Raw genomic sequence first — 21,716 nt, 5'->3', positions numbered from 1 at the left:
CTAGGCCTCCAAAATTACCTGGGCTATAGCGTACTCTTTTTCATGACTAATTGAGAGGTGGATTTTCCAATTATTTGCTAGTCTATCTAACTCGTTTATTACACTCTGGTTAGGGGTGATATAGGGTTTACCACTTTTATTATTATCTACAGAGATATCCCTGGGACTAAAACCTATAAATCCCGTTCCAAGGGCCTTAAAAAACGCCTCTCTTGCTGCAAATTTCCCGGCTAGGGATTGGGCTGCAGATACTCCCTTGGATTTTACATAATCTATTTCACTTTTATGGAAGTACTTATTTAAAAAGGCTTCGTTATCTAAAAACTTATCAAACCTTTTAACCTTTGCCATATCTATTCCTGTACCTAAGATCAATTTGAAACCTTTTTTCTAACAGAGATAACAACTGTATCCCTGGATTTATCGTATACATGGGCGTATTTAGGTGTCCAGTAGTTAATAGGCACTTCGTAGGTTCCTGGGACTTCTATACTCTTTAAATTTATTGTTAAAGAGACATTATTTTTACTAAAGTTCTGAAGACTTAAAAGTTTACCCTCTACATTTACACTTATCTGAGGTAGTTCCGATACAACTTCAAGTCCCTCTTTTAAATCTTTTATAGCTATATTTACATTCTCTAATACTTTTACAACACTAGTCTCGGTAATAATACCCTGGAACTCAACAAAGTTACCCTCCGGGAATAGAAGTAGGGAGTCAGAACTATCTAACTTAACCCTTGTTACAAAGTCACTATCCTTACCAGTTAAATCCACCGGCTCTGTGCTAATAGAGTCTAGAGCTTCCATATGTTTTTTAGGGCCAGTTACACTTATTACCCTAGGGTTAATAAACCTACTATTTAGCTCATATCCATGGGCTGGAATACCTGTAATTACACTCTCAACTTTTAAATATTTTGTAACCTTCTCTTCTACCTTTGTTGTTATTGATATTGGAAATACTGATATCTCCACATTATTTGTAAACTCAAGAACTCCATCCTGCTTAATTAGAATAGGTAGTTCATAAACTCCATCTTTGGTTATTTTACTAGCATCTATATATGCTACTAGGTCATCTACCGGGACTTTTGTTATCTCCGACTCCTCTCCCTTTAGGGTTAATGTAACCCTAGATGGTAGAGACTCGGTAAACGTGTAGTTATTATTTGTAATTGTCTCTAAAAAAACTACAACCGGCTCCTCTTTTAGTGCATTTGCCTTTGTAAAAAATACTAAAACCATAGCAATTACAAGGCAGATTACTTTTACATGCCAGTTGTGTAGAATTCGCTTAAACATCATACAAGGCCTACCTCGACATCTACACTTCCGGAGGATTGAATTTTATTAATTAGAAATGTTATCTCGTCTACTGGAAGGTTGTAATATATGTTAGAGTCATAGGCTATAGATAGGGCTCCTGTCTCCTCTGATGCGATTAATACTATTGCATCAGACTCCTCTGACAGTCCAAGGGCAGCTCTGTGTCTTGTTCCAAAACTCTGTTTTATATCATCCTGTTTAGACAGGGGGAGAAAACAGCCTGCAGCAACAATTTTGCTTCCTCCAATAACAATAGCTCCATCATGCAGTGGGGTATCGTATTCAAAAAGGGATATAATTAATGGGGCTGTTACATCGGCATTTATAGTAGTTCCTGTCTCAATAATATTTTTAAGATTCATTGACCTGGAAAATACTATTAAAGCTCCCCTTCTTCTGTCCGCTAAAACCTGGGCAGCAGAGACTGCACTATCTATATTATTAGAAGTTACCCTTCCCCTTATATTAAATAGTCCACTAACACCTATTTTAGTAAAGATTTTACGAAGTTCCGGTTGAAAAACTACAACTATAGCTATCATTAAAACCTGGGTTAAATTTGTCATTACCCATAAAACTGTGTCAATTTTAAATATTAATGCAAATAGGTATAGTAACATAAGGGATAATATCCCCTTTACCAGGTGCATTGTTTTGGTTTGAACAAGTATTTTATAAACTTGATATAATATAATTGTAATTATAATTATATCTATAACAGGTCTTAGAATATCTTTAATAAACCAATAATCAATAATCCAATTTAAAAAGTCCATTATACCTCTGAGATTTCCCCTCTAACCTTAAAGTCATTAGCTCTTACTAATTTTTTAGCCAATAACTTGGATAGTAAAATTGCATAGTGGGGATATTTTTTTATTGCGTTTATATAGGAGTTTCTAGATATCTTTAATATCTTTCCTGGACAGTTAGCAATAACTGTAGCACTTCTATGGTTCTGCATTAAAAAGGACATCTCCCCCATAAAAACATCTGAAGGGGTAATTCTTCCAACTAGGACCTCTTCTACATAGACATTATAGGTACCTGCAATTATATAGTATAAAAAGTCACCTAACTCATCCTCTCTAAAAACAACATCACCCTTATTTAAGGTTAATACCTCTTCGGTATCAAAACCACCTGGAGTCTCTTTATGTACCGTTTCATCGTTTTCAAATACTAATTTTAGTCGATTCCCCTTTTTGTTATACCTTATCTCCTTGGCTAATTTAACAGCCATTTTTATTCCACGACCGTGGAGGGCAAGGGCACCTTCTTCTTCTATTTTAGATTTTAATTTGTTAACATCAAAACCTGATCCCTCATCCCGTATAACAAAAACAGTCTCCTGGTTATTTACTGCCCACTCAAAGTAGACTCTTTTTCTTGCAATTGCCGGGTCTTCGCACTTTTTTGCTATAAGATCAACAATATTTAGACCCTTTTCTAAAAATTCACTCTTCTCTTCGTAGGTAATGCCACAGTTACCATGCTCTATAGCATTTACTATCATCTCGGATAAAACTAGTTGCATAAACATCTTTTTATCCTTAGCTATTACTCCACGTTGGCTTAGAGCTGTAGTAATAATACTTGCATATATCGAGGCGATAAAAACATCCGACTCTATTAAGAAGGTACCTGATGCATTTTCCACTAAGTTATCTATTAAAACCTTTTGGAATATAATATGCCTCTCCCTGCTTATTATATCCAGGGATTTTATTAAATGGGATTTTAAACGTCTTTGGCTCATCATTACCATGATATTTAAGTCACTATATCTATCTAGTAACTCCTCTTCTTCATCGTCGTCATCGTATACACCTATAATTCCAAAGGAGTGTAACCATGAGTCTTCCTTTAGTTTTTTAACAACTGTATCTATTAGACTACGACTAACATCGGAAAAGTTTATAATTAATATCTCTGATAACTCATAGTCTAAAAAGTCTGAAATATCGTGTCTATTGTCCATTGAAACAATTTCATAATACTCGTTTACTTCAAAGAGTTCCTCAACCCTTGATTTTAACTCTTTATCACTATTAATAAACCCTATTGAACCCATTTATGACCTCTTTGACTTTATAAATTTTGCTGAAGAAAACTCTTTAGGACTTAGCCTTACACCCTTAGCTTTAACTCCCTTTACAAGATAACTATCTACTTCGTATAGATCCTCGGCAATTCTTAAAAGCTTCTTCTGCTTAAAATCCACCGAGACTGAAATATCTTCTTTTATTGAGAGTTTTAAAAAGCTACAACCCTCTGGTATTAGGTGGTCATACTCTTTCTCCAAAATAAATTTCTCTATTCTACATCTTTTTAAGTATACACAGTTTTGCTCATTTTTATAAAGAATATTAAAAATAACTTTTTCCATTGTCTCTGTATCTGCAAGGCCAACATATAGTATACCCTTACCTATAAAGTTTTTCTCCTGGACATTTGTTACAAAGTAGTGGGTATCCTTTTTAATAATTAATACCCTATCGTACTCTGAAACATCTGCAATTATATTACCTGTAGTTACACCAAATCCAAGATATCCAGAATCACTGTCATATCTTAGTTTAAGGTTTCTAACTGCTGCTTCCCTTACATCGGTTTTATTAAAAGATACAATTTTTGACTGTCTTTCAAAGTCATTCTCCTTTTTAGAAAGGATACTATCAATAAAACTTACGGCGTAGTCTACAATATTATCCAGGTGAAAGTTAATCTCTTTAATTCGATCCTTTATCTCTTTCATCTCTTTTTTAACTTTATTTATATCGTATAGGGAGATTCTTCTAATAGGAATTTTTAATAGTCTCTCAATGTCATCTTCGGTTATCTCCCTTTTAATTTTTGACATAAATGGGATAAAACCCTCTTGAACTGCTGTTATTACACCAACTCGACTCTTTTGTTCCTCTATTAACTTATATATTCTCTCTTCTATAAATATCTGCTCCAGGGTTCTTGCGTGGAGTTTATCCTGTAAATTTCTCTTCTCATTTTCCAGTTCCGCCCTTAAAATAGAGACTAGTTTATTAGCATGATACTGAACTACCTGGGTTAGGTTCATAATTACCGGTCTAGCTTCATTAATAAGTAGAAGGTTTACGCTAATGGACATTTCACAATCGGTAAATGCGTATAGAGCATCTACAACATCGTTAGAGTGTACTCCCCTTGGAAGTTTAATCTCTATTTCTACTTCATCTGTAGTAAAGTCGTTAATTGCTCCAATCTTTATCTTATTTTTTTTAGCAGCGTTCTCTATAGAGTCCATTAGGCTCTCGGTTGTTGAACCAAAGGGGATCTCTGTAATTGTAATTTTTTTTGGGTCAGAAACATCTAGTTTGGCCCTAACTAAGACCTTACCTAAACCATCATCGTAGTTAGTAACATCTATTAGCCCACCTGTAGGGAAGTCTGGAAATAGTTGAAAATCCTCCCCTCTTAGGCACTTTTTCTCCGCTTCTAGGACCTCTAAAAGGTTGTGGGGTAGTATTTTAGTTGACATACCAACTGCAATTCCCTCAACACCCTGTATTATAGCTAAGGGGATTTTACATGGGAAAGTTATTGGTTCTTTTCTTCTACCATCATAGGAGTCTTCGTACTGGGTTAACTCAGGGTTATAAAAAATCTCCTTGGCAAATGGGGTTAACCTACACTCTATATACCTGGCAGCTGATGCTGGGTCCCCGGTAAAGTTGTTACCAAAGTTTCCCTGTTTATCAATTAATAAGTCCTTGTTAGCAAGGGTTACTAAGGCACCTCCTATAGATGAGTCACCATGGGGATGATACTGCATAGTATGACCAATTATATTTGCAACCTTGTGAAACTTCCCATCATCCTTCTCTATTAATGAGTGGATTATTCTTCTTTGTACCGGTTTTAAACCGTCATCTAAGTGGGGTATAGCCCTATCTTTAACTACATAGGATGCATACTCTAAAAAGTTTTTATCAAATAATTTCTGTACATAAGCCATTAGATTAGGTTCTCCATAATATAGTCTCTTCTCTGGGGTGTATTTTTACCCATAAAAAACTCTAGTGTTTCTGGAATTGATTTTAAAGATTTTACCAATACAGGTACAAGTTTAATATCCTCTCCAATAAACTGTCCAAACTCCTTAGGACTTATCTCTCCTAGTCCCTTAAACCTTGTTACTTCCGGGTGGGATATCTCTTTTAAAGCCTTATCCCTCTCCTTCTCTGTATAACAGTACCTGGTCTCTTTTTTATTTCTTACCCTAAAAAGTGGGGTCTCTAATATAAATATCTTCTCCGAGACTACTAGCTCCTCAAAGTAGGATAAAAAGAAGTTTAAAAGTAGGTTTCTAATATGGAAACCATCAAAGTCAGCATCGGTTGCAATAACAATTTTACTATACCTTAAGTTCTCCACATCATTCTCGATTCCTAGGGCCATCATAAGGTTAAAAAGCTCCTCATTTTTATATATTGCAGCCCGTCCCTTACCATAAACATTTTGGATTTTACCCCGTAAACTAAAAATAGCCTGTTTATATACATCCCTGCAGGAGACCATTGAACCAGATGCTGAATCCCCCTCTGTTAAGAAGATCATAGAGCCTTCGCCCTTCTCTCCATCTTGAACATGGTTTTTACAATCCTTTAGTTTAGGGATTTTAATTGATATTTTTTTCGCTGCAGCCTTAGCCTCTTTTTTTACAGCGTTTAACTCTTTTCTTAACTTCTCATTATTTATTATTTTATCTAGTAGTTTATCTGCAGCTTCCTGGTTTTTATGAAGAAAGTCTACAATTCCAGCCTTAACTTCGTTTACAATCCAAGCCCTAATGTCTGAATTTCCCAGTTTATTTTTAGTTTGACTCTCAAAAACAGGGTCCTTAACTTTTACAGCTACTGCTCCTGCTATTCCATCCCTTATATCAACTCCAGAGAAGGATTTTTTATAAAAGTCGTTTACTCCCTTTAAATAACCCTCTCTAAATGCGGAGAGATGACTTCCTCCATCGGAGGTAAACTGTCCATTAACAAAACTAAAGTATGTCTCACCGTAGTTACCTGTATGGGTAAATGCAAACTCTATTTTGTCCCCTGTACAGTAACCGATCTCGTAGAGGGTATCGTCCCCTACTTCGGAGTAGAGTAGATCTTCAATTCCTCTTTTAGATTCAAACTTCTGCTTATTAAAGTATAGTTTTAAACCCTTATTAAGACAGGCGTAGTTCCAAACTCTCTGTTCTATATACTCGAAAGAGTACTCCCAGTCCCCAAATATTTCCGAGTCGGGAAGGAATTCAAAGTATGTTCCATCCTTTTCCCCTGGGGCTGAACCCTTTTTCTCTGATATAATTTTACCTCGGCTGAAAATGGCTTCTGAGAACTTCTCTTCCCTAAATGATCTTACTAAAAAGTGTTGGGAGAGGGCATTTACAGCCTTTGTACCAACACCATTTAAACCTACAGAGTATTGGAATACATCATTATCATATTTTGCACCTGTATTTATAATAGAAACACAGTCTACAATTTTCCCTAGGGGAATACCTCGACCATAGTCCCTACACTTAACAAAACCCTTATCGTCTATATCGATATCGATTCTCTTACCATTACCCATAATGAACTCATCTATAGAGTTATCAACTATCTCTTTGAGCAGGATATATATACCGTCGTTTTGGTTAGATCCATCTCCTAAACGACCTATATACATACCGGACCTAAGTCTAATATGTTCTAGGGGGCTTAGAGTTTGTATCTTACTCTCGTCATAATGATTTTTTGTAGATTTTTCTGCCATATTAAAAATAATACAGATAGAAGTCTATTTTGTACAGTACTAAATGCTTAGTAAAGTTTTTGTTATTAGCTCTATATCATCCCTTGTAAGTAGTGTATGTAGTGGTAGAGTTACCTGGTTTTTATACTGATTGTAGGCATTTGGGTAGTCCTCCATTTTATAACCTAGATCCTTATAACAGGTTAAAAGAGGAAGGGGCTTATAGTGAACATTAAGGGGGATCCCTTTATTAGCAAGATCTAGAATAACTCTATTTCTCTCCTGTTCAGTTAGACCTTTTATTCGAAGTTGATATAGGTGACAGGAGCTTTTTGTCCCCTCTGCTTCATCTATATATTTAGGAAGGATAAACCTGCTATCCCTACTTAATTTTTTTGAATAGAGGTTAAAAAACTCCTCCCTAAGGTTTGAGAGACTACTTCTGTACCGTTTAAGCTGAACTACACCTAGAGAGGCTGCTAGATCTGTCATATTACACTTATAACCTGGAAATAGAATATCATACTCCCAACTTCCTGGTTTAATTTTATTAATTGCATCCTTACTTTGACCATGTAGACTTAGGGTTCTAAGCTCCTTATAGACACTATTAGTATCTAACCTGCTATCAAGATTTGTAAAGGTTACAACCCCTCCCTCGCTTGTTGTTACGTTTTTAACAGCATGAAAACTAAAAGATGAGAAGTCGGCAACTGAACCGATAGAGTTTCCCTTATACTTAGCACCAATTGAGTGGGCTGCATCGGCTAAAACCAGGATTCTGCCTAATTTTTCTTGATAACTCCCCTTTTTAGGTCTAAAAACTCTATTATTTCTAACTATTTTAAATATTTCATCATAATCTGCTGGATATCCAGCAATATCCACCGGAATTATAGCCTTAGTTTTACTTGTTATTTTTCTCTCTATCTCTTTAGGGTCTATTATAAAACTATCTTTTTTTACATCGGCAAATACAGGTGTTGCCCCTACATGGAGAATAACAGCAGCAGTAGCACTATAGGTATAGGGTGTTGTTATTACTTCATCCCCGGGGCCTATATCAAACAGTCTTAATACCATCTCCATTCCCGCTGTTGCACTATTTAGGCAGACAGCCCCTTTAGAGTTAGTATAATCTGTAACTAACTCCTCTAACTCCCTGGTTTTAGGCCCTGTTGTTATCCATCCCGACCTTAGGGTCTCTGTTATAGCCTCAATCTCTTCTTCTGATATATCCGGTGGTGAAAATTTTATTGACAAACTGTCTCCTGGTACTCATTTACCCATATTTTTAACTCTTTTTTTATTAAGTCATTATCGTAGGTTTCGCATATCTCTTTTAGATTATTTATTAGTTGATAGATCTCATCCTCTGTTAGGTTCTTCTGTCTATGTTTTGATACTAGAAGTCTCTCGTAACCGGTCTCTACAATCTCTTCACTTTTAGTTAATAACTCTTCGTATAACTTCTCTCCAGCCCTTAGTCCTGTATACTTTATATCAATATCTTCCGGGGCATAACCTGATAGGGAGATCATTTTTTTTGCAAGATCGGTAATTTTAATAGGGTCTCCCATCTCTAAAATAAAAAGATCCCCATCCTCTAAAACACCAGCCTTTAAAACAAGCCTTGCGGCTTCTGGTATAGACATAAAATACCGTGTTATATCCGGGTGGGTTACAGTTAATGGCCCACCATTATTTATCTGTTTTTTAAAAAGTGGAACAACACTACCCTTTGAGCCTAAAACATTTCCAAACCTGGTAAAGGAGAGCTTACAACCGGTCTGAATTGAGTTTAATGAGTGTATTATCATCTCTCCAATTCTCTTTGTAGTCCCCATAACAGATGTAGGGTTTACCGCCTTATCAGTTGAGACCAGGTTAAACCTTTTAACTCCAGATGCAATAGATGCCTTTGCACAGTTATAAGTGCCTATAATGTTATTTTTTACAGCCTCATCAGGGAACTTTTCCATTAAAGGTACATGTTTATGGGCAGCAGCATGGAAGACCCTGTCTGGTTTAAACCTATTAAACTCATGGATCAGTTTACTATAATCCTTTACATCTCCAATTATATAGTCAAATCTTGGGTCTGTACCAAATTTTCCTATTAGATCATATATAGAGTTCTCCCCATGGCCTAGGGCTATAACCTTTTTAGTAGGCAGTAAAAGTAGCTGTTTAATTATTTCGAGACCAATAGAACCACCACCTCCGGTGACTAAAACTACCTGATCCCTATATTGAAGAATAAGTTCCTCTTCATCAAACCCTATCTCTTCCCGGCCTAGAAGGTCTGTAATCTCAATATCCCTAATCTGATTAATATTAAAGTGTCCGTTTATAATATCCATTACACCTGGAACAATTTTTATAGTAACATCACAGTCGTTAAGGGAGGATATTATTCTCTCTATAACTCCACGTTTTGCCGAGGGTATTGCTATAATGACTTCCTGAATATTGTAACTTTTAATAACTGTACTTACGTTATCGATGGAAGATAAGACCGAATAACCCTCTACACTATCCTTTTTATCATCTATAAAACCAACAACGTTAAAACGTCTATTTAATGTTCTGTTTTCCAGAATCTCTTTTAATACAGTTTGTCCAGCTTCCCCGGCACCAATTATTAGGATATTAATCATACAAATATAATACTCTTATAAATAAAAAAGACCAAGTAAAAGCAGTAATTTACCTGGTCTATATGTTAAAAATTATATATTTTACTACATTTTTGGAGTAACAATAACTTCTTTTAACTCTGGTCTATCAATTAGTTGTTTCTCAAGGGCAATTGCTCTTGATTTATTTACATAGTCCGGCTTTTGGAAGCTATACTCAAAATTTGTATGTACATCGTAGTTACCATTAAGTAGGGCAACAGTATCCTCTGCCATTACTAGCTCTTCATCTGTTGGTATTACAAAGATCTTAGTTGGAGAGTCATCTGCTGAAATTATTGTTTCAGCCCTTTGAGTAAAGGATAATTCATTTCTTCTCTCATCCATTTTAATACCCATAACTTCTAGACCCTCTAAGGCACCCTTTCTAACGTGACGGGCCATCTCTCCAACACCAGCTGTAAAGATAACAGCATCAACTCTACCAAGTGCTGCAACAAATGAACCAATATATTTTTTGATTCTGTAACACTCCATATCATTTGCCAAGATACAGTCTTTGTCCCCTTCTAGAGCACCTTTAAGTACATCTCTTCTATCAATATACTTACCTGTTACACCTAAAAGTCCAGATTTTTTATTTAAAGCTGTATCAACTTCATCTACAGTCATACTCTCTTTATGTGCCATGTATCTAATAACAGCTGGATCTAATGTTCCACTTCTTGAACCCATTACTAAACCATCTAATGGAGTTAAACCCATAGTTGTATCGTAACAAACTCCGTTTTTAACAGCACACATACTTGCCCCATTACCAACGTGGGCAATAATTAGGTTAACATCCTTTGGATCCTTACCTAAAAGTGCTGCAGCCCGTTTAGTTGTATATAAAAAGCTTGTACCATGGAAACCATATTTTCTAACTTTATGGTCTGTATACCACTGTTTAGGAACAGCGTATCTAAAAGCTTTCTCCGGCATAGTTTGGTGCCAAGCTGTATCCATAACAGTTACATTAGGTACTTTTGGTAAAACATCCATTGTAGCTTTAATTCCCATTAAGTGCCCTGGATTGTGTAGTGGAGCTAAAGGAATATTATCTTCGATATCTTTTAAAACAGCATCTGTAACAACTACAGATTTTGTAAATGTCTCTCCACCATGAACGATTCTATGTCCAACAGCTTTAATATCATCCCTACTTTGGATACAACCATAGGTTTCATCTGTAATTATTTTTAAGATAAACTCAACAGCTTCCTTATGTGTAGGAAAATACTCTTGAGCATCATAAACTTCTTTATCCTTAGATTCGTTCTCAATATGTGATACATCTTCACCTATTCTCTCAACTAGACCAACGCAGATAGCCTCTCTTTTATCCCAGTCAAATACCTGGTACTTGGCCGATGAACTACCGCAGTTTAGTGTTAAAATTATCATAAATAGACCCCCCAGTCTTATAATACTCGAAGTTATTATATTAACATGTTGAAATATTTGTGCAATATTAATCTTTAATATTTTTGTAAATAAGCTATAATATTAAGTATGAATTTAGATTATAGCTTTTTTAAAGTAGATGATGGACACTCCCTGGCGTATAAAAAATGGGATCGTGTGGAAAGCCCTAAAGGGGTTGTGATAATTGTTCACGGGATGGCTGAGCACATTGAAAGATATGATGAGTTAGCCTGTTATTTGAATGAGTTAGGGTTAATCGTATATGGAACAGACCAAAGAGGTCATGGAAAAACCTCTGGGAAAAAGGGGATATTTACATATAACGATAGCTTTAAAAGAGTTATTAAGGATCAGAGTGAGTTTTTTTATTTTGTAGAAAAGAATCATCCTGAGCTAAAAATTAACTACCTAGCCCACAGTATGGGTTCCTATGTAACTAGGGCGTTATTACAGAGTTACCAATTACCAGTTAATAGATTAATACTTTCAGGAACCGGTTTTGAGCCTGTTTTAAAAGCCAGATCTGCATCCCTATTAGCGGGTATAATATGTAAATTTAAGGGCACAGGAGCAGATGCGGTCCTACTTGATAAAATGGTAAATGAGCCATTTGCTGCAGCAATTAAAAACCCAACAACATCCTTTGATTGGTTATCTAGAGACCCATTAGAGGTTGCTAAATATATAAATGATAGCAATTGTGGATTTATCTGTACAAATAAGTTTTATAAAGACTTTTTTAGGATAGTAGCTGTTGCATGCTCTAAAAGATCTATGAAAAAGATAGATAAAAACCTTGAAATTCTCCTCTACTCCGGTGACATGGACCCTGTTGGAGGAAAAAATGCCTCTGGAGTGAAAAAAGTTTTTAAACTATATAAAGATTTGGGTTTAAATGTTCAGATGAAAATTAACCAGGGAGGAAGACACGAAAGTGTTAACGAAACTAATAAAGTCGAAGTATTTAAGGAGTTTTCTAACTTCTTTTTGAAGTAGATATAATTAACTTTGTTATAGAGAAGTATGAAGATATTATTATTAACAATCTTTATACTTCTTTTTTTTCCTCTATTTTCTGCCACACCCCCTGCTGCCCAGTACGGAGTAATAAATAGTACAGGATATAGAGCTTTTATATATTCAACCCTTTTTGATAAGTCTATTTTAACCCTCAACAACCTAAAACCCAATAAAGAGTATCCAGACCCAGACCTATTAGACCTAATTTTTTACCCTGTAAACACTATCTCCCTTGAGTTAAAAAAAAGGGATAATAGATTTATATATACAGTGGAATTCCTTAAGAGTTTAGAAGATATAGAGTTTAGATTTTTTAATATCTACTCAAATAGCGAAGATAAGAAGGATAACATGGTACACCACGGAATAGTATTAAAAAGAGATGGTGTAAACACCCTACAGTTAATGTTTACAAAACTATTCTCTAATAGTTATATAAGTGGAGAGAGGCTTCTTCTATTTTACGGTTTTAAAATAAGAGAGCTAGAATTAAGCTCAATGTTTGATTATAGAAATAACTACATAACTCCAGAGCTTATAGAGCTAGAAAACTCTATGAAAGTTAAAACTGAGGTAGAGTATAAAGATTATTATAAAGAGCTTACTTACGTTAATTATTTAACCCTAACAAATAGCAATTATGAAAGATTAAACAGTATAAAGCTACTTTTTAACATATCAAACCTTACCCACTATACAAAATTACAAATAAGAAGCAAAAAGGGAAGAGAGTACACTATTGAGGATAGTTTGAAACTAGATTTAAATAGATTTAGTAGTAGTTTAAGTCTAAGGCTACGTTATATAAACACTCCCCTATACTATCTAAACCTAATAACTACTTTAAAAATAAGTAAAGATTTACAATTTGAGAATCAGTTTAAAATTAGTTATGAGGATAGGGTTAATAGAGTTTTTGTATCTAAACTGGAATATAGTAGAAAAGAGTGGTCATTTAACCTTAAATTTACTACACCTATTAGCTCATTATTTAATAGATGGGAGATAAATGGTTCATTGTCCCTTTAAACACTAGACAAAAAAAAATGAATTTGCTATATTGTCCAAGCAATCAAATGGCGCTGTACCCAAGTGGTAAGGGAGTAGTCTGCAAAACTATCATTCACCGGTTCGAATCCGGTCGGCGCCTCTTTAAGAGATAAAGACATGTTCTTTATCTCTTTTTTTTTCTAATTCTATTTTATGTCAATTTCCCTTTACTTAAACCTGTAGATTTATCATAATAAACCCAACTTATTTTAGGAGAAAGTATGATTAATTTAGATGGGCTAAAAGCCTCGGCGTTATCTGTCAGAGCACTCTCAATGGATGCTATACAGGATGCAAACTCAGGACATCCAGGACTACCTTTAGGTTGTGCGGATATGGGATCTGTTCTTTTTGGAGAGATATTAAAACACAATCCAGCAAATAGTAGCTGGGATGATAGGGATAGATTTGTATTATCAGCTGGACATGGTTCCATGCTTTTATACTCACTACTTCACTTAACAGGATATAAACTATCCTTAGATGATATAAAAAACTTTAGACAGTTAAACTCATTAACTCCAGGACACCCAGAGTATGGTCATACAGACGGGGTTGAAACAACAACAGGTCCCCTTGGAGCAGGGTTTTCCAATGCAGTAGGAATGGCAATGGCCGAGACTATGATGGCAAAGAAATTTAATACTGATGAGTTTAAAATTGTTGATCACTATACATACGCCTTATCTGGGGATGGGTGTTTAATGGAAGGAATTACAGCAGAGGCTGCAAGTTTAGCTGGAAACCTAGAGTTAGGGAAACTAATAGTTTTATACGACTCAAACCAGATTACAATTGAAGGTTCAACTGATATTACTTTTACAGAGGATGTTTTAAAGAGATTTGAAGCATATGGTTGGCAAACATTAGAGGGTGATGGACACAATTTAGAAGAGGTTTACAACTTAATAAACCAGGCTAAGGCAGAGAGTAAAAAACCAACACTTATTAAATTAAATACACAAATTGGTTTTGGTTCACCTAATAAGAGTGGTACAGCTGGAGCCCATGGAGCACCACTTGGCCCAGATGAGATAAAATTAACAAGGGAAGCCCTAGGTATCGACCTGGAGACATCCTATTATATTAGCCCTATAGCAACTAACTATTTTGAAGAAAAAAGGGCTAAATGGGCTAAAGCCGAGGATGAATGGAATAGTAACTTTAAGTTATGGGCAGATAAAAACCCAGAACTAAAAATTGAGTGGGATAATTTTAAAAATGGAAAGGGTAACTTAGATAAAATAGAGTTCCCTGAATATAATATTGGTGATAAGGTTGCAACTAGAAGTGCCTCAGGTAACGCATTAAACGCTATAGCAAAGGTTTTTCCATCTCTAATTGGTGGTTCTGCAGACCTAGGACCTAGTAACAATTCTGTAATAAAGGGAGAGGAGTATTATACATCTTCCAATAGATCAGGAAGAAACATCCACTTTGGAGTTAGAGAGCATGCCATGGCTGGAGTAGTTAACGGATTAGTTCTCCACGGTTATAGAGCTTTTTGTGCAACTTTTCTAGTTTTTAGTGACTACATGAGACCAGCAATGAGAATTGCCTCTTTAATGAACCTTCCAGGGATATACGTATTAACCCATGACTCAATATATGTGGGGGAGGATGGTCCAACCCATCAACCTATTGAACACTACGCAGCCCTTAGAATTATTCCTGGAATGCAGGTTTTTAGACCAGGAGATGCCCAAGAGACAAACATTGCTTGGTTAATGGCTGTAGAAGAAAAAAGAAGACCAACATCCCTTCTACTAACCAGACAGAATATTACTGTTTACAAAAAAGACGATGAGAACTGGATGGAGAACATTAAAAATGGTGCCTACACTGTTAAAGATGTTAAAGACCCGGAAGTTATTATTGTGGCTACAGGTTCTGAAGTAAACGTTGCACTAGAGGCTGCAAAATTATCAACAAAGAGAGTTAAAGTTATCTCTATGTTATCTAAGGAGCTGTTTTTACAGAGTCCTTTAGAGTATAGAACAAAACTACTTCCAAGTGGAGTTAGGGTTGTAACCGCTGAGTCTGGTGTAACAACAGGCTGGGAGAGTATTGCAACTGATAATAATGCTCTATTTGGTATTGATAGATTTGGAATCTCAGGTCCTGGTGATCAGGTAGCAAACGAGATTGGCTTAACACCAGAAAAACTTTTAGGATTATTATAATAATGAGTAGATATGGATTTGTTGGTATAACGATTAATACAGAGATTACAACTGGTATCGAAGTCCAGAAAATCCTAACTACCTACTCCCATATTATTATGGGTAGAATGGGGATACCAGCCGTCGAAGACGGCTCTATCTCTGTTATTACCCTAATAGTTAAAACAACAACAGATGAACTAGGAGCACTAACAGGGAAATTAGGTAGACTTAATGGAGTTAATGTAAAATCTGGACTTTGTAAGGTTTAGACTATTGCCTTAGTAGTGGTAAATCATTATTATATTCTCACAACTATTTATCGGGAAGGGAAGAATTGGAACAGGAAAATTTCATTGGTAATGAAAGACAGTTAAAATTGTTATTAAAAGCAATAAGAGAGAATGATATTCCACAATGGAATAACTTTGTAAAATCAAGTGGAAAGTACTTTGTAGCCAATCTGACCGGAATAAATCTTAGTTATTTAAATCTAAAAGAGATAAATTTAAAGGGTGCTAATCTAGTAGGTGCTAATCTTGAAGGGTGCAATCTAACAAGGGCAAACCTAGAGAGAACAAAACTTATGAAGGCTACCCTAGACCACTGTAACCTAACTAAAGCAGTTATATCTAACTCTTACCTAAAGGAAGCGAGTTTAAAGGAGTGTGAAGCAGTAGGGGCAATTTTTAAAGAGTCTGACCTTACTAGTGTAAACCTTGATGGTGCTAATTTAGAAAATGCTAATATTCTTAATACTAACCTTAAATTAGCAAGTCTAAATAAAACCAATATGAAGGGTGTTATTAAGAGTAAAACCACTAAAATAAAACCTAAACCTAAGAGAAGAGAGTTAACAACAGAAGAAAAAAAGAAGTTATCCCCTTGGAAAATAGCTAAACAGGAAGAGACACTAAGAAAAGTTTCTAGAATACAAAGTGAACACGAAAAAAAGAGTTCCCAGTTAAAGGAAAATCTAAGGGCTAAGGATAGGCTTAATAGAAATATATTTACTAATGAGAAAGAGATAAATATTAAGGAATAGAGTTTTAGACTCTATGTTATAAATAAAAAAAATCCGGTTTAAACCGGATTTTTTTATTTCCCAGCAACGTAAAAACTAAATATCTCTCTCTTGAACAGTTTTACGCTTATCATTTTTAGCATCAACAATAGCTTTATCTAAAATTTCTCTAATCTTATCAGATAACGCGTCAATAACCTTTGCAGAACACTTAAGATCACCATTTTCTTTAATATAGTTTTTAATTTTTGATGCAACAACCAATGCCTCTTTTTCAGCCATTTTAATCTCCTTGCCTATTTAATATACAAACAATACCACAACTATATTAAATTTGTACATAAAAAAAAATTATTTTTTATATAATACCAAATAACGTTTACATGGGTAATATTAATTATATAATATTTCTTATGAAATCTAAAATTCTAATATTATTACTACTTTTTTCAACTTTTACCCAGCTCTACTCAAGTGAGACAAAAATATATCTTGCAACTATTGGACCTGGTGATGATATATTTTTAAGATGGGGGCACTTTGCCATTGTTGTAGATTACCCAGAGAAGAAGGACCTTCTTTTTGATTATGGAAACTTTTCATTCTCCCAGGATGAGTTTGTACCAAACTTTATAAAGGGTATAATGACATATTTGAAGCTTAGAAAGTCCGCTGACTACGAACTTAGAGCATACACCCTAGAGAATAGGGATATAATACTACAAGAGTTAAATTTAACACCAAAACAGGTAGATATTTATATAGAGAAACTCCTAAATGAGGTTAAACCAGAAAATAGATACTACCAGTACGACCACTATTATAATAACTGTGTAAGTCAGATGAGTGACTTTTTAGACAACTTAACAGATGGTGAGTTTTATAAGGGTACATCTAAACTAACTGGTAGAAGTTTTAGGGATTTATCAAGGGATTATGTCTCTAGTAACTACCTATACAATACCCTAATTATGTTTGTTCTAGGATCTAAGGTCGACTACAATATTACCCAGAAAGAGAGTATGTTTCTACCAGACTACACTGCTAAAAGAGCTGATGAAGTCTATATATCCAATGGTAATGGAGGGAAAAAACCCCTGGTTAGGGATAAGATAATTTTAAACCGAAGTAAAGGTAGGGACCCTGTAATTGTTAATGCTAAACCTAAGGTTGTCTTAAACCTAATTATAGGTTCAATTTTGGCCCTAATATCCCTTGGTTTATCCCGTTTTAGAAAAGTATCTAATATAATGCAGGTTCTAGTAGGTTTAATATTTGGACTTGCTGGATCCCTTCTGTTTTTTATGTCATTTTTCACAGAACACTACTACATTCATAATAACTGGAATTTAATAATGATAAATCCACTAACAATATCACTATTCATTAGTGGAGTTTTAAAACTAACCAAAAGATTCAAAAATCTAGGTTATCGTATTTCATCCCTATATATAGATTCCACACTTCTACTAATAGCCTTTATGTTAGTATTAAAGGCTACTGGTTTAATAGTCCAGGGTAATGGTGAGATTATAGCACTTATAGCCCCACTCTATCTTGTTAACTCCTCTTTTAAACTACTGAGGTAGATCTACAAGGTTATACTCAAGCCCAGGAAACTCACTATAGGTCTCTTCTAATAACTCTTTAGAGGATAAAACAACAATAGACCCCTCATGGAAATGATGTAACACAGCTGCAGCAAAGTCCATTAAGTCCTGGGTTGTTACCCCCATTAACATTTTAATATTGTCCTGCCTTAGATCATCGGAGATTCCAATTATTTTACGCCTTACACCAATTATCGATTTTTCATTAGGGGTTAAAGGTTTTAGCTCCTTCCCAACAACACTTATTAGGGCTAGGTCGATCTCTTCCTGGGTAATATTACCAGCAGCTACCCACTCTAAACTCCTTTTAAAGTGGTCTATAGTTGATTTTATATTAGGGTCACGGTATGAACCAAATGTAATTGAACCATCTAACCCGGATGGTGAGACAAAGACACCGTAGGCTCCACCCTTCATTCTAACATTCTCCCATAGGTAGCCTGTTTTTAAAATGTAACAAAGGATAGATTGGGCAGGGTAGTCCCTACTTCCAATAAAGGCCCCCTTAACAGTAAGACCAGTGTAGGAGACTTGGCTGTTACCTACCAAACCTTCTATATTATCATTTATATCATAGTGTTCTATTGGATGTAAAAAACTATCTCCCTCTGGTAGGCTATCTATAACCTTTTTAAGAGAGTCCTCTATTTTACGGTTATTGGACTCGTCCCCGGAACTATGAAAAAACAGCCCCTGTTTAGTAATAAGTTCCCCTTTAATTCCATCTAAAATAGTAGCTACTTCCTCTAGTTTCCCTTCTTTATCAATATCATTAACTAATTGTTCTAAAAATTGGGCCTGACTTACTCCATACCAGCTCTCTTCCCTACAGGATGAAAGGGAAAATTTTCTAGCTGATCTTAGGGCGGCATAGGAAGAACCATTAGGAACCAGGGACGCCTTTAAATCGTTTCTAAGCTCTATAATTATACTTTTTAATCTTTTATAATCATGGAAATCAACCTTAGTTAAAAAATTGATAATAATGTTTGTAGCCTCATTAAGGGAGCTCTCTAGAACCTTAGCCCTAATATAGAAATTTTCAATATAGAAGTTTGGCTTTCTATCCTTTAGGGTATTTGATGTCTCAATAGATGAACCTAAACCTCCAAAGTTAAGGGATACTAGTTTCGAGACTTCATCATATTTTTTATCTTTAAAGCCTGCGTTTGTAAACATTCTAGAGAATATTAATAGATATTGAAAAAAGAACTTATCTAAATACTCCATATTAAAACCGATACCAAAGTACAATATTCCATTGGTATATAGGTCTGTTTTATAATAATCATATCCATTTAGTTCTAACTTAACAGTATCAATTTTATTTACTTCTATAGGGATATCTCCTCGCTCTAATCTAGGTAGAGAGTTAATATCTTCTGTTGAGTCTGGTCTGTTTTGATACTCCTCTAGCTCCCTATTCTCCCTTTTAATTAAATCAATATCCTTTTGATCTAGACTCTCTTTAATAAGACGAAGTTTTTTCTCCAAGCTCTCTTTCTGTCTTAATCCCTCTTTATAGGATGGTTCAACAACTATTTCAGCTCTGTGGTTATTTTTAATAAAGAATTTTTCTATTAAACCCTCTAGGTAGCCAGATTTTTGACACTTGTTACGAATATTACTCATCCACTTTTCAAACTCCAATGTTTGAATAGGAGAGTAGCCGTGTAACCACCCTCTAATAGACTTTCTCATTAATCTTAGACCTAAAGAGCCTTGGATTTCCCTATTTCGAAACTCAAGCTCCCTTAAAGCTCCCTCTAGAAGTTCAGGGTCGATTCCGTCTGTTACAATTTGCTTAAGGGTTTTAAAAACCAGCTCTTTAAACTCTTTAAACTTATTTTTAGAAGCTCCCCTAACCCCTACTGTGTATACGTAGTTACACAGTTCACTCTCACTACCTGAAGAGGATGAGAGATCATCCCAGGAGTCACTATCTGTAAGTGCTTTTTTAAGAGGAGAAGCACTACTACCTAATAGAATTTTATTAATTAACTCCAGGGTTAAGCCATCCTCAGGATTTTCGTGATTAAAGAGTTTCCAACTAAGAAGTAGGTCTCCCTTACTGTTTTCACCCTCTAGTGCTGGAGTATATGTAAAAAACTCCCTAGGGCTATCCCAAACCTCACAACTTTGGGTTACTCCCGTATCGTTTAAGTTTAATTTAGCCTGATCAAACTTGGATAGGAAGGTTTCATCTAAAAACTTAAGGCTCTTTTCTGTTAATATATTACCATATAGATAGACATAACAGTTTGAGGGTTTATACCATTTTTTATGGAAATCTTTAAACTCCTTAAATGTTAGATTAGGAATATATTGGGGGTCACCACCAGAATCGAAGGTGTATGGTCCTTGACTAAATACTGATTTTACAGACATATCTGCAACTACTGAATCATGGGAACTATATACTCCCTTCATCTCATTATATACAACACCAGAGTAGTAAAGTTCATCATTATCATTAACACAGAGTCTCCACCCCTCTTGTAAAAATGTAAACTTACTAAGTCTTGGAAAAAATACAGCATCTCCATATACAGACATTAAATTGAAAAAGTCCTTCTCTAAAACAGAAGAGGCTGGATAGGATGTCTTATCCGGGAATGTATAGGCGTTTAAAAAGGTGTTAACACTACCTGTCATCATAGCCTGGAATGGGTCTTTTAAGTTATACTTTTTTGAACCACTTAGAACCGAATGCTCAATAATATGGGGAATTCCATTACTACTTGTAACCGGAGTATTAAAGGAGAACGAAAAAGTATTCTCCACATCATCATTATATATATGAAAGAGTTTCATGCCAGTTTTTTCGTGAATAAACTCTAGCCCTAAACTTCGATACTCTTCTAATTCATACTTATTTATCAGTTTAAAACCGTGGATTTTATTTCCTACGTTAATATTTATATTTTTCATTTTTTTACCTCGTTTTATTAGTTGCCAATAAAATTAGTCCATTTAGAATATGGACCAAATGGTACAACATTAAAATAGCCAAGTTCATTTAAAACCTCTGCAGCCTTAATACTAGACCTTTTGCTATAACCATACACAATTATTATTGTAAATAAATTCTCTGAAGGCAAATTACCCTCAATTAGATAGTATGGAACATTTTTTGCAGTTTTAATATGCCCTTTCTCATAATCCCGTTTATCCCTGGAATCAACAAGGCAGTAGTCTATATTATCAGACTCTATAAGATTTAGTAGATTTTTAGGATCACTGTATTTTTCATCACAAAACCCTGTTTCGAAATACTCTGTTTTTATAAATAATGAGGTAATTTTTTTGGATATCCTCTCAATGGCTGTTGACATGAAGATATTTTATCACAAAATTGTTTAAAAAAAAAGACTGTAACAGTTAAAAACTGAACAGCCTCTTCTCAAGTAATTATCATATATTAATAATTCTTGTTGCCCTGTATCTTTCTAAGCTTTTTAGCTTGCTTTCGAACAAGAGCTTTTCGTTTTCGATGGTTAATCGTAGAAGGTTTTTCAAAGTATTCTCGACGTTTATATTCTCGAACAATACCTTCTTTCTCAACAAGTCTTTTGAAACGCTTTAAAGCTTTTTCCAATAACTCATCGTCATGAACCCTAATGTTGGCGATAGAA

General features: G+C 35.0%; 19 protein-coding genes and 1 tRNA gene. 7 read left to right on the top strand and 13 right to left on the bottom strand.

Going from position 1 to position 21,716, the window contains the following annotated elements; all coding sequences use genetic code 11:
• From acpS to EW093_RS12890, 9 genes are all read right to left on the bottom strand, one after another.
• Positions 1 to 375, bottom strand: coding sequence for a holo-ACP synthase (gene acpS, locus EW093_RS12930; protein ID WP_281283434.1), 375 nt, complete (start codon positions 373 to 375; stop codon positions 1 to 3).
• Positions 372 to 1,310, bottom strand: a complete 939-nt coding sequence (locus EW093_RS12925) for a CdaR family protein (protein ID WP_149568814.1) — start codon at positions 1,308 to 1,310, stop codon at positions 372 to 374. The genes acpS and EW093_RS12925 overlap by 4 nt, the downstream gene beginning before the upstream one ends.
• Entirely contained in the window at positions 1,307 to 2,107 is an 801-nt protein-coding gene (cdaA, locus tag EW093_RS12920; protein WP_149568813.1) for a diadenylate cyclase CdaA, read from the bottom strand. Before cdaA ends, EW093_RS12925 begins: the two co-directional genes overlap by 4 nt.
• The gene (locus EW093_RS12915) at positions 2,107 to 3,405 is read right to left on the bottom strand and encodes a cyclic nucleotide-binding domain-containing protein (protein ID WP_149568812.1); all 1,299 of its coding nucleotides are present in this window, start codon (positions 3,403 to 3,405) and stop codon (positions 2,107 to 2,109) included. The genes cdaA and EW093_RS12915 overlap by 1 nt, the downstream gene beginning before the upstream one ends.
• A complete protein-coding gene (locus EW093_RS12910) occupies positions 3,406 to 5,325 on the bottom strand; it encodes a DNA topoisomerase IV subunit A (protein ID WP_149568811.1) in 1,920 nt (639 codons plus the stop codon).
• On the bottom strand, positions 5,325 to 7,130 hold the full coding sequence (locus EW093_RS12905; protein ID WP_149568810.1) for a toprim domain-containing protein: 1,806 nt from the start codon (positions 7,128 to 7,130) through the stop codon (positions 5,325 to 5,327). Before EW093_RS12905 ends, EW093_RS12910 begins: the two co-directional genes overlap by 1 nt.
• Positions 7,131 to 7,169: 39 nt before the next feature.
• Entirely contained in the window at positions 7,170 to 8,372 is a 1,203-nt protein-coding gene (locus EW093_RS12900) for a DegT/DnrJ/EryC1/StrS family aminotransferase (protein ID WP_149568809.1), read from the bottom strand.
• On the bottom strand, positions 8,363 to 9,769 hold the full coding sequence (locus EW093_RS12895; protein ID WP_149568808.1) for a polysaccharide biosynthesis protein: 1,407 nt from the start codon (positions 9,767 to 9,769) through the stop codon (positions 8,363 to 8,365). The genes EW093_RS12900 and EW093_RS12895 overlap by 10 nt, the downstream gene beginning before the upstream one ends.
• A gap of 84 nt (positions 9,770 to 9,853) precedes the next feature.
• Entirely contained in the window at positions 9,854 to 11,194 is a 1,341-nt protein-coding gene (locus EW093_RS12890; protein ID WP_149568807.1) for an acetate kinase, read from the bottom strand.
• Positions 11,195 to 11,302: 108 nt separating this feature from the next.
• Here EW093_RS12890 and EW093_RS12885 point away from each other — a divergent pair, with 108 nt between their 5' ends.
• The 6 genes from EW093_RS12885 (at position 11,303) to EW093_RS12860 (ending at position 16,492) form a co-directional block, all read left to right on the top strand.
• A complete protein-coding gene (locus EW093_RS12885; RefSeq protein WP_149568806.1) occupies positions 11,303 to 12,211 on the top strand; it encodes an alpha/beta fold hydrolase in 909 nt (302 codons plus the stop codon).
• Between the two features lie 27 nt (positions 12,212 to 12,238).
• Positions 12,239 to 13,264 carry a hypothetical protein gene (locus EW093_RS12880; RefSeq protein WP_149568805.1) on the top strand — a complete coding sequence of 342 codons (1,026 nt, stop codon included), beginning with the start codon at positions 12,239 to 12,241 and terminating at the stop codon, positions 13,262 to 13,264.
• A 49-nt stretch (positions 13,265 to 13,313) separates the two neighbouring features.
• A tRNA-Cys gene (locus tag EW093_RS12875) sits at positions 13,314 to 13,385 on the top strand.
• A 121-nt stretch (positions 13,386 to 13,506) separates the two neighbouring features.
• Positions 13,507 to 15,468, top strand: a complete 1,962-nt coding sequence (tkt, locus tag EW093_RS12870) for a transketolase (protein WP_246745035.1) — start codon at positions 13,507 to 13,509, stop codon at positions 15,466 to 15,468.
• Positions 15,469 to 15,470: 2 nt separating this feature from the next.
• On the top strand, positions 15,471 to 15,719 hold the full coding sequence (locus EW093_RS12865) for a TM1266 family iron-only hydrogenase system putative regulator (protein ID WP_149568804.1): 249 nt from the start codon (positions 15,471 to 15,473) through the stop codon (positions 15,717 to 15,719).
• A gap of 65 nt (positions 15,720 to 15,784) precedes the next feature.
• Positions 15,785 to 16,492 carry a pentapeptide repeat-containing protein gene (locus EW093_RS12860; protein WP_149568803.1) on the top strand — a complete coding sequence of 236 codons (708 nt, stop codon included), beginning with the start codon at positions 15,785 to 15,787 and terminating at the stop codon, positions 16,490 to 16,492.
• A gap of 75 nt (positions 16,493 to 16,567) precedes the next feature.
• Here the strand turns inward: EW093_RS12860 and EW093_RS12855 are convergent, their stop codons facing one another.
• Positions 16,568 to 16,753 carry a hypothetical protein gene (locus tag EW093_RS12855; RefSeq protein ID WP_149568802.1) on the bottom strand — a complete coding sequence of 62 codons (186 nt, stop codon included), beginning with the start codon at positions 16,751 to 16,753 and terminating at the stop codon, positions 16,568 to 16,570.
• Positions 16,754 to 16,884: 131 nt separating this feature from the next.
• Between EW093_RS12855 and EW093_RS12850 the strand changes: the two genes are divergently transcribed.
• On the top strand, positions 16,885 to 18,060 hold the full coding sequence (locus EW093_RS12850) for a lipoprotein N-acyltransferase Lnb domain-containing protein (protein WP_187759706.1): 1,176 nt from the start codon (positions 16,885 to 16,887) through the stop codon (positions 18,058 to 18,060).
• Here the strand turns inward: EW093_RS12850 and EW093_RS12845 are convergent.
• From EW093_RS12845 to rpsU, 3 genes are all read right to left on the bottom strand, one after another.
• On the bottom strand, positions 18,049 to 21,012 hold the full coding sequence (locus EW093_RS12845) for an insulinase family protein (RefSeq protein WP_149568800.1): 2,964 nt from the start codon (positions 21,010 to 21,012) through the stop codon (positions 18,049 to 18,051). The genes EW093_RS12850 and EW093_RS12845 overlap by 12 nt on opposite strands.
• Positions 21,013 to 21,029: 17 nt before the next feature.
• Complete coding sequence (locus EW093_RS12840; RefSeq protein ID WP_149568799.1) at positions 21,030 to 21,416, bottom strand: rhodanese-like domain-containing protein; 387 nt, start codon at positions 21,414 to 21,416, stop codon at positions 21,030 to 21,032.
• 86 nt (positions 21,417 to 21,502) lie between these two features.
• Positions 21,503 to 21,712, bottom strand: a complete 210-nt coding sequence (gene rpsU, locus EW093_RS12835) for a 30S ribosomal protein S21 (protein ID WP_149569615.1) — start codon at positions 21,710 to 21,712, stop codon at positions 21,503 to 21,505.
• Between the last annotated feature and the right edge of the window lie 4 nt (positions 21,713 to 21,716).

This window comes from Thiospirochaeta perfilievii (assembly GCF_008329945.1).
GTDB lineage: Bacteria > Spirochaetota > Spirochaetia > DSM-2461 > DSM-2461 > Thiospirochaeta > Thiospirochaeta perfilievii.
The sequence above is the reverse complement of the archived record's forward strand: the minus strand, read 5'-3'. Positions and strand labels throughout refer to the sequence as shown.